The 12168-nt window shown below is 60.7% G+C and carries 13 protein-coding genes; 5 read left to right on the forward strand and 8 right to left on the reverse strand.

All coding sequences use genetic code 11. The features are described from left to right. Positions 1-196: 196 nt before the first annotated feature. The 3 genes from GNF76_RS01975 (at position 197) to GNF76_RS01985 (ending at position 2881) form a co-directional block, all read left to right on the forward strand. Entirely contained in the window at positions 197-967 is a 771-nt protein-coding gene (locus GNF76_RS01975; RefSeq protein ID WP_155581482.1) for a 5-oxoprolinase subunit PxpA, read from the forward strand. Between the two features lie 64 nt (positions 968-1031). After that, the gene (locus GNF76_RS01980; protein ID WP_155581483.1) at positions 1032-1910 is read left to right on the forward strand and encodes a 5-oxoprolinase subunit B family protein; all 879 of its coding nucleotides are present in this window, start codon (positions 1032-1034) and stop codon (positions 1908-1910) included. Beyond that, on the forward strand, positions 1907-2881 hold the full coding sequence (locus tag GNF76_RS01985) for a 5-oxoprolinase subunit C family protein (RefSeq protein WP_155581484.1): 975 nt from the start codon (positions 1907-1909) through the stop codon (positions 2879-2881). The genes GNF76_RS01980 and GNF76_RS01985 overlap by 4 nt, the downstream gene beginning before the upstream one ends. Before the next feature lie 122 nt (positions 2882-3003). Here GNF76_RS01985 and GNF76_RS01990 read toward each other — a convergent pair whose 3' ends face one another. From GNF76_RS01990 to GNF76_RS02005, 4 genes are all read right to left on the reverse strand, one after another. Further along, positions 3004-4620, reverse strand: coding sequence for an inorganic phosphate transporter (locus tag GNF76_RS01990; RefSeq protein WP_155581485.1), 1617 nt, complete (start codon positions 4618-4620; stop codon positions 3004-3006). 231 nt (positions 4621-4851) lie between these two features. Beyond that, positions 4852-5874, reverse strand: a complete 1023-nt coding sequence (locus GNF76_RS01995; RefSeq protein WP_155581486.1) for a transporter — start codon at positions 5872-5874, stop codon at positions 4852-4854. 151 nt (positions 5875-6025) lie between these two features. After that, entirely contained in the window at positions 6026-6331 is a 306-nt protein-coding gene (locus GNF76_RS02000; RefSeq protein WP_155581487.1) for a PepSY domain-containing protein, read from the reverse strand. Positions 6332-6411: 80 nt separating this feature from the next. Beyond that, positions 6412-7536, reverse strand: a complete 1125-nt coding sequence (locus GNF76_RS02005) for a glycerophosphodiester phosphodiesterase (RefSeq protein WP_155581488.1) — start codon at positions 7534-7536, stop codon at positions 6412-6414. 233 nt (positions 7537-7769) lie between these two features. Here GNF76_RS02005 and GNF76_RS02010 point away from each other — a divergent pair, with 233 nt between their 5' ends. Next, positions 7770-8093 (forward strand): DUF2025 family protein, encoded by a 324-nt coding sequence (locus GNF76_RS02010; RefSeq protein WP_155581489.1) that lies wholly within the window; start codon positions 7770-7772, stop codon positions 8091-8093. Here GNF76_RS02010 and GNF76_RS02015 read toward each other — a convergent pair. Both GNF76_RS02015 and GNF76_RS02020 read right to left on the reverse strand, forming a co-directional pair. Continuing rightward, positions 8065-8409 (reverse strand): antibiotic biosynthesis monooxygenase family protein, encoded by a 345-nt coding sequence (locus GNF76_RS02015; RefSeq protein ID WP_155581490.1) that lies wholly within the window; start codon positions 8407-8409, stop codon positions 8065-8067. The two genes, GNF76_RS02010 and GNF76_RS02015, sit on opposite strands and share 29 nt — an antisense overlap. Next, positions 8406-9113: a CTP synthase C-terminal region-related (seleno)protein gene (locus GNF76_RS02020; RefSeq protein WP_155581491.1), complete on the reverse strand. Its 708-nt coding sequence runs from the start codon at positions 9111-9113 to the stop codon at positions 8406-8408. The genes GNF76_RS02015 and GNF76_RS02020 overlap by 4 nt, the downstream gene beginning before the upstream one ends. 17 nt (positions 9114-9130) lie before the next feature. Between GNF76_RS02020 and GNF76_RS02025 the strand changes: the two genes are divergently transcribed. Beyond that, the gene (locus tag GNF76_RS02025) at positions 9131-10093 is read left to right on the forward strand and encodes a LysR family transcriptional regulator (protein ID WP_155581492.1); all 963 of its coding nucleotides are present in this window, start codon (positions 9131-9133) and stop codon (positions 10091-10093) included. A 110-nt stretch (positions 10094-10203) separates the two neighbouring features. Here the strand turns inward: GNF76_RS02025 and GNF76_RS02030 are convergent, their stop codons facing one another. Both GNF76_RS02030 and GNF76_RS02035 read right to left on the reverse strand, forming a co-directional pair. After that, entirely contained in the window at positions 10204-10731 is a 528-nt protein-coding gene (locus GNF76_RS02030) for a DUF1003 domain-containing protein (protein WP_155581493.1), read from the reverse strand. A gap of 114 nt (positions 10732-10845) precedes the next feature. Then, entirely contained in the window at positions 10846-12165 is a 1320-nt protein-coding gene (locus GNF76_RS02035) for a methyl-accepting chemotaxis protein (protein WP_155581494.1), read from the reverse strand. Positions 12166-12168 lie beyond the last annotated feature (3 nt).

The raw sequence follows: 12168 nt of genomic DNA on the forward strand, positions 1-12168 counted from the left end.
TGCGATAAGGGCCGCAGGACCTTCCGGCGGTTTTAAGGCCCCGCGACTGCTTCGCAGCCGATCGCAGGCTGCGCCAGCGGCTACAGCGTAAGTGGTTATCTGATTTTCAGAAGATGCCCCATCTGATAATAGATCTTCCCAAGGGGTCAAGCCGCAGCCTAATTTCCATGGCATGAACTTTCTCGGAGCAACCTCGATGCAGGCAGTGGATTTCAATTCGGACATGGGCGAAGGCTTTGGTCCCTGGACTATTGGTGACGGCGTGGATAGCGAGCTGATGGCGTTTATCAGTTCCGCCAACATCGCCACCGGTTTTCACGCCGGCGACCCAGGCACCATGCGCCGCACGGTCGAGCGTGCCAAACAGTTGGGCGTAGCCATCGGCGCCCACCCCGGCTTTCGCGACATGGTGGGGTTTGGCCGTCGCCACATCAACGCCCCGGCCCAGGAACTGGTGGACGACATCCTCTACCAACTGGGCGCCCTGCGAGAAATCGCCCGGGCCCAAGGCGTTTCCCTGCAACACATCAAGCCCCACGGCGCGCTCTACATGCATCTGGCCCGGGACGAAGAAGCTGCACGCCTGCTGGTGGAAAACCTGCAAATCCTTGAGCCGACGCTGTTGCTGTACTGCATGCCCAACTCGGTGATCTGGCGCATCGCCAAGGAGCTCGGCCAGCCAGTGGTGCGGGAGTTTTACGCCGACCGCGAGTACGACCTCTCGGGCTCCATCGTCTTCACCCGCCATGTCCGCGCGCTGGATCCGAAGACCGTTGCGGCGCGGGTGGTGCGTGCCTGCCAGAGCGGTGTGGTGCGGACCGTGGAGGGTGAAGACTTGTCCATCGAGTTCGATTCCATCTGCTTGCACAGCGACACGCCGGGTGCGTTGGCGTTGGTTGAGGCCACCCGTACAGCACTGAATGAGGCGGGGATTAAAGTTGTGGCGGGCTCGCCACAAAAACGATAGGCCCTGTGCCACTGTCAGATGATTTTTTGCCTGCCTTTCTATAATGATTCCAAGAGGAACAGACATGGCTGAATCTTCCCCGATCCGCTACAGCTTTGGCGGTGATGAACACCTGTTTGCCGAGGTCAGCGAAAGCATGTCCCTGGAAGCTTTCTTCAAGGGCATGGCGGTTACCCGTGCGGTAGAACGCCTGGCCCTGGAAGGTGTGCTGGACGTGTGCCTGGCCAACGCCTCATTCCAGATTCGTTTCGACCCGGACCGTATCGCCCCGCACGTGCTGTTGGATGCGGTGCAGAGTGCTGAGGCCCAGGCCGTAGCCGAGCGTACCTTGCACACTCGGATCATCGAGATTCCGGTGTTGTACAACGACCCCTGGACCTTAGAGACCCTGATGCGTTTTCGTGACCGTCATCAAGACCCCAGCGGCACCGATCTGGAGTATGCGGCACGCATTAACGGTCTGGCGGACGTCGAGGCCTTTATCGCCGCTCACAGTGGCGCGCCGTGGTTTGTCTCGATGGTCGGCTTTGTCGCCGGGCTGCCGTTCATGTTCCAGATGGTGGAACGCGAGCGCCAGTTGCAGGTGCCCAAATACCTGCGCCCGCGCACTGACACGCCAAAACTGACCCTCGGTCATGGCGGCTGTTTTGGCTGTATCTACTCGGTCCGTGGCGCCGGGGGTTATCAGATGTTCGGCGTGACGCCGGCGCCGATCTATGACCCTGAGCAGCAGTTGCCCTACCTCAAGGAACACATGGTGTTCTTCCGGCCCGGCGATATCGTCCAGTTCAAACCCATGGACCGCGAGGCGTATGACGTGGCGATCGCAGAGGTGGAGGCGGGGCGTTTCGACTTGCGCATCCGCCCGGTGGAGTTTTCCCTCGACGCTTTCCTCGCCGACCCTGTCGGCTATCCGAAAACCCTGCAGGAGGCGCTGGCATGATCAAGGTCCTCAAACCCGGCCTCGCCACCTCTGTGCAGGATCTTGGCCGTGAAGGGTATTACCACCTGGGCATTCCTCCGTCCGGTGCGCTGGACCAGTATGCCTTGAGCGCAGCCAATCACTTGGTGGGCAACCCGGTGGGCGCGGCGGGGTTGGAGTGCACGCTGATCGGGCCGGAGCTGGCGTTTCAGCAGGACGCTTTGGTGGCCTTGAGCGGTGCGCTGATGTCGCCGCGCCTGGATGGAGAAGTGGTGCATCAGGACACGGCTTTCCAGGTGCGCGCCGGGCAAGTGTTGCGGTTCGAGTTTCCCAGGGCCGGAGCGCGGACGTACCTGGCGGTGGCCGGAGGCATTGATGTGCCGCTGGTACTCGGTAGCCGCTCCACTTACACCCTCGGTGCGCTGGGTGGTTTTCACGGCCGGCGACTGGCAGAGGGTGATGAACTGCCCATAGGTGTTGCCAGTGGCAGCGGCCGAGCGGGCAACAGCTTGCCCATGGCCTTGCGTCAGTCGGTGGGCGGCGAGGTCACGTTACGGGTGGTGCCGGGGCTGTATTACGAGCGGTTGACGGCGGAGGCGAAAAGCAGCTTTTTTGCCGAACCCTGGACCGTCGGATCGGAGGCCGACCGTATCGGCTATCGCTTCAAGGGCGGTAGCGCCTTGAGCTTCCAGCCTCGGGAGCAGCCGTTTGGCGCGGGCTCGGATCCTTCAAATATCGTCGACAGCTGCTACCCCATCGGCTCGATCCAGGTGCCGGCGGGGCTGGAGCCGATTGTGTTGCATCGGGATGCGGTGTCGGGAGGCGGTTACGCAATGATTGGCACGGTGATCAGTGCCGATCTGGACCTGATCGGGCAGATGCAGCCCAACCAGCGCGCCGGGTTTGTTGCGGTGACGTTGGAGGAGGCGCTGGAGGCGCGGCGGGTGTACAAGAAGCGGCTGAAGATGATGGGCGGGTTGTTCAGCAACTGAATGTAGGCGCAGGTTTGTGTGGGAGCTGGCTTGCCTGCGATGGCATCGCCTCGGTGTAACTGATACTCCGAGGCGATGCCATCGCGGGCAAGCCCGGCTCCCACATGTTTATCTGCGGTGTGTCAGAACAGCTGGGTAAACAACCAATACAAGCTGCCCGACAACAGAATCGCCGCCGGCAGGGTCAGCACCCAGGCCATCAGCAGATTACGGATGGTCCTCATCTGCAAGCCGCCGCCGTTGGCGACCATTGTCCCGGCCACGCCGGAAGACAGCACGTGGGTGGTGGACACCGGCAAGCCGTACATGTCCGCTGCACCGATGGTCAGCATCGCCACCATCTCTGCCGAGGCGCCCTGGGCGTAAGTCAGGTGGGTCTTGCCGATCTTCTCACCCACGGTCACTACGATTCGCTTCCAGCCGACCATGGTGCCAAGGCCCAGCGCAATCGCCACGGCAATCTTCACCCACAACGGAATAAACCGCGTGGCGTTATCGATCTGTTGCTTGAACAGTTGCAGCTTGTTTTGGGTGTCGGCGTCGAAGTTGCCGACCTTGCCTTTGTCCATCAGGCGAATGGTTTCGCTGGTCAGGTACATGTCGTTACGCACGTTACCCATGGCTTCGGCGGGCACCTTGGCGAGGGAGCCATAACCTTTTACTTCCTCACCGATATGCCCGGTGATGGAGGCGAGGGCGGGGACCAATTCCGGGGTGGCCTCCTTGGTACGCACGTAAGTCGACAAGGTGGCGCGTGAGTCGGCCGGGGCCAGTTGCGGCGCGCTTTTCACCAGCGCCTGCTGGGTGACTTCGGCCACGGCGGCGAATTGCAGCGACTGATCGGCAGGCATGGTGCGGTTCAGTGCATAGGCCATCGGCAAGGTGCCCACCAGGATCAGCATGATCAGGCCCATGCCTTTCTGGCCGTCGTTGGAGCCGTGGGCAAAGGACACACCGGTGCAGGTGGCGATTAGCATGCCGCGAATCCACCACGGCGGCGGAGTGTCACCTTTTGGTGCCTTGTACAGCGAACGGTTCTTGACGAAGGCACGCAGGGCCAGCAACAGCAGCGCGGCGAAAGCGAAGCCGATCAGCGGCGACAGCAACAGGGCATAGCCGATCTTGATCGCCTGGCCCCAATCCACGCCGCTGGTGCCGTCGCGACCGTGCATCAAGGCATTGGCTACGCCGACGCCGATGATCGAACCGATCAGGGTGTGGGACGACGATGCCGGCAACCCCAGCCACCAGGTGCCGAGGTTCCACAGGATCGCGGCGATCAGCAGGGCGAAGATCATCGCGAAACCGGCGGAGGAGCCGACTTGCAAAATCAGTTCAACCGGCAGCAAGGCAATGATGCCGAACGCCACCGCGCCGCTGGACAACAGCACGCCGAGGAAGTTGAAGAAGCCGGACCACACCACCGCAAAGTGTGGCGGCAGCGAGTTGGTGTAAATCACCGTGGCGACGGCGTTGGCGGTGTCGTGGAAACCGTTGACGAACTCGAAGCCCAGGGCGATCAACAGTGCTACGCCCAGCAGCAGGAACGGCGTCCAGGTGGTGACGACGGTGCCCAGTTCGTGCATGTCGTGCATCAGGCTGTAAGCGGTGAACAGCAATCCCATGGCGAGCACGGCGAAGAAAATGATCACCGTCAGCAGGCCGGGTTTCTTGTCCAGGCGGGGTTTTGGGTCGGTGGTAGTCGCTTGCGTGGAGGCGGTCAGGGAAGGGGTGGCCATGCCGGAGCATCCAGTGTGGGGAGGATGTCGCCCATGATCATTGCGAAATGTTACAGAGATGCTGCGGTAAGTCAGTGTTTAGGTGAATGGGAGTGCCGCTGGTCTACAAAACACCGCAGATCAAATGTAGGAGCTGGCTTGCCTGCGATGGCATCACCTCGGTCTGTCAGTTAGAACGAGGTGATGCCATCGCAGGCAAGCCAGCTCCTACATTTTGACCGCATTCCAATGTCAGTAGTCTTTGCGCTTTCGAAAAGCCCAGCGCCCGGCAATCACAGTAAAGGTGGCGACCAATGCCACCAGAATCCAGAACCCCTCAGGGTCCGTGGAAAGTGGCACGCCCCCGACGTTCATGCCAAAAAAACCGGCAATGATATTGATCGGCAACGCCAGCACCGTCACCACGGTCAAGGTGAACAACGTGCGGTTACTCTGCTCGTTGAGGTTGGCGGCAATTTCTTCTTGCAACAGTTTGATCCGCTCTCCCAAGGCCATCAGGTCGTTGATGATCAGCGCAAACTCCTCGGTGGATTTGCGCAACTCCTTCACGTCCTCTTTCTGCAACCATTGGGGCGGACGGTTGAGCAGTCGCAGCAACGAGCCCGGTTCCAGGGCCAGCAGCCGCTGCAGGCGCACCAGCACCCGACGCATGGCCCCCAGCTCGGCGCGGTTGGTGGACAAGCGCGAGGACAACAACTGGTCTTCGATATGGTCGACGCTGCTGCTGGTCTGGCGCACGATCTGCGTCAGCACTTCACCCTGGTCCCGTAACAGGTGCACCAGCAACTCCAGGGGCGAGCGAAAACGTTCGCCAGCCTTGACCGATGAGCGCAGCTTGTCCACCGAATGCAGCGGTTGCAGGCGCGCACTGATCAGCAGCCGGCTGCGGGCACAGACCCACAAGGTGGAGATGTCCGAAGACATCATGCTGCTGAAGTTGAACACCACGTCGTTGACCACCGCCAGCAAGGCCGAGTCCACGTGTTCGATACGGGTGGAGCGCGAACCTTCGTGCAAGGCTTCAAAAAATTCTGCCGGCAGTGCCAGGTGCGCCTGCATCCAGCGCTCGCAAGCGGCGTGAGCCAGGTTCAGGTGCAACCAGAGAAACTCGTCGGGGTCACCGGGTTGCCGCAAGGCCGCAAGCGCGGTGGCTGAATCAATCTGCTCGCCTTTTTCACCGGGGCGAAAACGAAAACCGTAGAGCAAGCCAAACAGGTCGGAATCCTGATGACTGTGGTCGATGCTGTGGTTCATGGAGGCTCGCAGGGAAAGCGCCTGTAGGAGATTTCACAGGTTCACTTGAGCGCATCATGGCAAGTGGATTTGACGGTTTTGTGACAGTTTGGAGAGGCGTATAAAAACGCCGCGCGGCCTGAGGGCGGCGCGGCGTTTTTGAGAGGGTAAATCAGGTGTCTTGCTTGTTTTCCAGGACTTCGCCGGTCTTGGCGTCCAGCTTCACGTCCCACTTCTTACCGGTGGTGTCGGTCAGATCGACCTCGTAGACCAGGCGACCGGCTTCGTGATCCAGTTCGGTGTCGTTGATGGTGGCACCCGCGTGCTTGGCCAGGGCGGCGCTATTGAGCTTCTCGAACGCCATGACTTCGCCGGATTTGAGCAGTGCCGGAATCTGGTCCGGACGAACGTCGGCTTGGGCCAGGCCAGCGGTGAGGGTCAGGGCGGCAGCAGCGAACAGGGCAGTAAAGTTTTTCATGAGGTGGTCCTTGGTGTGAGTTGTTTAAGTGGCGCCAGATTAACCGGCGCAACTTAACTCATCCTTAATGGCAGACTGACTCAGTAGCCATTGTCCTGCAGCAGATCCGACACGCTCGAGGACGGCCAGCGCTTGTAGTACTTGAGCAGTTCGCCAGCGCGGTTGGTGAAGATGCCATCAACGCCTGCGTCCATCACCTTCTTGAAGTCCACCGGCTCATCGACGGTGTAGACGTGCACCAGCATGCCTTTATCGTGGGTCATCTGGTTCATCCATGGCTGGACCAGGTCCGAATAGCTCTGATCGCCCAGATTGGTCAGCAGCGCCGACGGGCCGGTGCCGATGGCGCCCAGGCTCTTGGCCTCGTCGATCCATTTTTCGAATTCGGCGTTGTCTTTCGGCTCTTGTTTGGCGTAGTAAGCGGCCTTGGTGGGTTCACCGGACTCGGCGAAGGTCACCTTGGACTTGGGTTCGATGCTGCCTTCACCTACCCACAACAGCAGGACTTTCGGGGTGTTGGGCATTTCTTCCTGGAGCTTTTTCAGGCTTTCCTTCTCGAAGGTTTGCAGCACCACGCGGCCCTTGCCTTGGCCGACACCGGTGTTGCTCTTGCCCAGTTTGGAGCCGGCGGAGCTCAGCCAGCCTTTGTCCAACAGCTTGTTTTTCAGGTCGGCTTCGATCCCTGGAAACTGTTTTGGCTCCTTGGTTTCAATGTACAGGCCCGGCTTGTGTTGCGGGTTGCCTTCGGCGATCTTGATGATTTCGTCGAGGGTCTGGATCTTCAAGCCAACGAAGCCCGGCCGTGCGCGATCCGGGTAGGCGGCGTTGAACCAGCTGCCGGCATCGAGGGTTTTCAGCTCGGCCATGGTGAACTCGTTGGCCGGGCTGTCCTTGCGCTCAGGGAACTGGGTGGCCACGTCGGTGGTACGTTGCAGGTTGTTGTCGTGGAGGGCGAACAGTACGCCGTCCTTGCTGCGTTGCAGGTCCATTTCCAGGTAGTCGGCACCCAGGTCGCGCGCCACTTTGTAGGCTGCTGCGGTGGATTCCGGTGCGTCAAAGGACGCGCCGCGGTGGGCGATCACTGCCGGATGAGGGATTCCCTCATTGGTCGCCAATTCAACCGGGCTGATGGGGTTAGCCTGTGCGTGGCCAAGGCCCAGCATCAAGGCGAGCAGCAGGGCACTCTTGGTAAACGTGGCAGGCATAGGCGAGGTCCTTTCGTGGAGGTAGCGTCAGAAGGGCTCCTTTTTAACAATTGATTGCGAAAGGCGCTATCACCAAACCGACATTAACGTGCGCATCGGCCATTTTTCTGCACTTTTGTGCTGTACATTGCAGTACTCTGGGTCCGAATTGCCCCATCAGAGGGCAATCCCTTTCTTGCCACGCGTGTAAACCATCTTTCCAGTCCACGTAGGACTTTTCAGTGAGGTTTACCATGCGCATCACCTCCGAACTTATCTGCCAGGCCGCCGATCAACTCAAGGGTTTCGTCGGGCTGAACCGCAAGACCGGTCAATACATCGTGCGATTCAGCGAAGACTCCTTCGGCATGGACGTCGCCGACGACGGCATCATTGCGACCGCCGAATTCGTCTGGCAGCCTGTTGACCAGCAGACCATGACGCTGTCTCGCCGGCGTATCCAGTTGCTGCTGGATCAGAACATCGATGAGCGCATCAACATCACCGAACCACTACGGGCGTATATGCGCCGGGTGGAGATTCCACAGATCAGTGCGGTACGCAGCCTGGTCGGCTAGCGAATGTGTAATCGCGCTCCACCTTGCACACCCGCGTCTGAAACGCCGCGTACCAGGTGGAGCGCCCGCTCTGGCGTACTTCGCGGTGTTCGGCGTTCTGCTTCCAGGCGAGGATGGCGGCTTCGCTCTGCCAGTACGAAACGGTAATCCCCAATCCGTCATCCCCGCGCGCCGATTCAACACCGAGAAATCCGGGTTGCTCGCGGGCCAGTTCCAGCATGCGGTCGGCGGCCTGGCCGTAGCCTTGATCGCCCTCGGTACGCAGGGAGCTGAAAATAACGGCGTAGTAGGGTGGGGCGGGTGTCTTGGCGATCATGCTGATGCTTCCTGGCAGGCCTTGAGCAACGCAATGGCCAGTGGCGGGATACGCCCTTTAAGGGCCGCCCGCTCTGGTTGGAACAAAGTGGCGACAAAAAACGGGTGCCCCTCCAGTTCCAGTGCTCGCAAGTCGCCGGTGGAGTCATGGCCGGTGGCGTGCAGGGCGCCTGCCAGCAGTGCGCTTTCAAAGTCAGGGTTAACGCCGTAGCGGCAGCGGTAGCCTTCATGGATGTCGAGGGTGGCGTAGGCCTTGGCGATGCGTGACCCTTCCCGCAGCTGGATGCGGTCGGTGGCTTCAACCAGGGCACAGCTCAGGGGCGTAAGGACGGCGCGCGCTGCATCGGGCGCCAGTTCGCCGTGTTCGGCATCAGCCCAGCCCAGGACGTGACGGGCATATTCCAGCACCGCATGTTGAAAACCACCGCAGGTGCCGAGGAACGGGCGGCGCTGTTCGCGGGCATAACGGATGGCCAATAGCGCGCCGTCGAGGTCTCGATAGGGGCTGGCGGGGACGGCCCAGAAACCGTCAAAGGCCTGTAATTGACCGGTGGATTTGAGGGTGTCGGTGGTCAGCCAATCAAAATGGACCGTCAGGCCCAGCGCCTCGCCCGCCTGTTGCAGCGCCACAGGAATAGCCTGGTGTGCGGTGACTTGCGGGTCATAGTCGCCGATCAGGCCCAGGTGCAGAGTGGTTTTTTTCATCGCGTATTCCCCGTGGCTTGTTGAGTCCAGGTGCTCACTATAGATTGGCGTTCACGCAATCAATATTGGCAATGCCCCATATGTTCAATGCAGTGACGCACTATCGAATGGACTACCCCGACCTTTCGCTGATCCTTGCCCTGGTGCGCGGCGGCACCCTGGCGCGGGCGGCAGGGTTGTTGCGGGTTGATGTGTCCACGGTGTTTCGCGCGGTGCGGCGGCTGGAAGCGGCTCTGGGCCAGACGCTGTTTGAAAAAAGCCGCGCCGGGTACTTGCCCACGACGTTGGCCACCACCTTGGCCGAACAGGCTGAGCGTGCCGAACAGGCGCTGGATGCTGCACGTATTGGCGTGGAGCAGGGGGGTGAAGTGATCAGCGGCACCGTGCGCCTGACCTGCACCGACTCCGTGCTGCAAGGCCTGCTCCTGCCGGCCCTGGGCCAGTTCATGCCCGACTACCCGGCGCTGACCCTGGAACTGAGCACCTCCAACGACTTTGCCAACCTCAGCCGGCGTGATGCCGACGTCGCTTTGCGCCTGACCACGACGCCGCCGGAACATCTGGTGGGACGCTGCCTGGGCACGGTGTCCTATCGGATCTGTGCCAGTGCCCGTTATGTGCAACAACATGCAATGGGTGAGCTGGCGGACTTGGCCTGGATCGCGCCGGATGATTTTTTGCCGGATCACCCCACCGTCGCCTGGCGCCGTCAGCACTTGCCTGGAGTCGTGCTCAGTTACCGCTGCAACAGCATGCTGTCGGTCGCCGAACTGGTGCGCGCGGGGCTGGGCGTGGCGGCGCTACCGGATTACCTGCTGGGGGACGGTCAGGGCTTGCTGCCTTTGGGGCCGGCATTGGCAGGGCATGACACGGCCCTTTGGCTGTTGACGCGGCCCGATTGCCGGGCCCTGCGCTCAGTGGTGACGTTGTTTGATGAGCTTGGAAGGCATGTCAGTCTGCCTGGTCGTACACAGACGTAATGCATGACCCAGCGCATTCGGGGCGCCGATTACTTAATGGATAAAAATCTAACCGGCGAAGTGAAACACTTGTGGGAGCTGTCGAGCCCCACCGTTGATCAAGGGTCTGTTTAGGTTTTGCGCACGAAGTGCTCATGCATTTCCGAGGTCAGGCCTTCGATACGCTCAGTCAGTTGCTTGGTCATCTCGGTCAGCCGGGTGTTCTGCTCCAGCAGATCCATGAGTTGCCGGGTGGTCTGCGCCGCTTGAGCCTGACGCTCGGTATTAGCAACGGCCAAGGCTTCACGGTGCTGCGCATCGGCATCGGACTGGGCCTTGTCCCGGGCGGCCTGACGGGTTTGGGCCAGCAGAATCAGCGGCGCGGCGTAGGCCGATTGCAGGCTGAACGCCAGGTTGAGGAGGATGAAGGGATAGACGTCGAAGTGGGTGACACCGGTCATGTTGAGCACGACCCAAAGGATCACAATCGCCGTTTGCGCGCCAAGGAAGGTCGGGGTACCAAAGAACCGGGCGAAGGCTTCGGCTTTCAGGGCAAAGGTGTCGTTGCCGAACGTCGGCCCGAGGTGAGCATGGGCGCGGTGAAACCGCAGGTGATCAACTTTGCTGGCAGGGGCTGCTTCAGGTTTGTCTGGGGTCATGGCGGGCTCGACTCATCGGTATCAGTCACACAGTGAATCACTATAGACCGAGCCTGACACATGAAGATTCCTGTCGCCGCTGCCAGCGGCGACAGGCTGAGCGAAGTCAGGGGGTCACAATCCCCCTCGTTCGTTGGCAAACATGCTCACTGCCTGCACCGCTTCCGTGGTGCCTTGGCGGATCTGCAGGATCACGGTGCCCGCCTGGTTGGCCAGGTCCACACCGAGGGCGGCGCGGTCGCGGGTGCCGTCCATGCTGTCGATAGCCTGGCGGGTTTCGGTCTGGATCATCTCGATCATTGATGAGATTTCCGTCGTCGAGCCGCTGGTGCGGGCCGCCAATTGCCGCACTTCATCGGCCACCACCGCAAACCCACGCCCTTGCTCACCGGCTCGGGCTGCTTCAATGGCGGCATTCAAGGCCAGCAAGTTGGTCTGGTCGGCAATGCCGCGGATGGTGTTGACGATGGCGGTGATCTGCTGTGAACGTTCGCCCAATTTGGCAATCAGCGCGGAAGATCCATCAATGTCGGCAGCAATTTCGCGCATGCCGAGGGCGGTTTGCTGAATCACCTCGGCGCCTTTTTCGGCAATGTCCCGGGTTTGCAGGGAGATGTGATAGGCCTGGCTGGCGCTCTGGGCATCGGCGGCGTGCTGTTCCACCTGGGAGGTGACATCGGAGGCGAACTTGACCACTTTGCACAAGCGCCCGCTGGCGTCATACACCGGGTTGTAATTGGCTTCCAGCCATAGGGTCTGGCCGTTTCTTGCAACCCGTTCAAACTGACCGCTGAACAGCTCGCCCTGATTCAAGCGGCGCCAGAAATCGGTATAGGCGGCGCTGTTGGCCAACTCCGGTTTGCAGAAGATCCGGTGATGCTTGCCCTTGAGTTCCGCCAGGCTGTAGCCCACTCGATTGAGGAAGTTCTGGTTGGCGCTGATGATGCTGCCGTCGAGGTTGAACTCGATCACCGCCATGGCGCGGTCGATGGCCTGTAATTTGGCGTTGGCCTCACTTTCCGCCTGCATCTTGCGGGTGACGTCCATGGCGTACTTCACCACTTTGACCACCTGGCCGGACTCGTCGCGCACCGGGTTGTAGCTGGCTTCAAGCCAGACCGGCTGGCCATTGCTGGCCACTCGCTCGAAGGTCCCCGACTGGAACTGGCCATTGCGCAGTTGCGCCCATAGCTGGGTGTATTCAGCGCTGCGAGCGAAGGCTGGCGTACAAAACAGGCGATGGGACTGGCCCACCACTTCGTCTATGCGGTAGCCCATGGTCTTGAGGAAGTTATCGTTGGCATGCAGCACGGTGCCTTGCAGGTCGAACTCGATCACGGCCATGGAACGGTCGATGGCTTCGAGCAGGCTGGCCTGGTGGGCGATGGTGTGTTGTTGGGTCGCGACGAGTTGTTTATGGCGGTTGAATAGCATGTT

Source organism: Pseudomonas spelaei (assembly GCF_009724245.1).
GTDB lineage: Bacteria > Pseudomonadota > Gammaproteobacteria > Pseudomonadales > Pseudomonadaceae > Aquipseudomonas > Aquipseudomonas spelaei.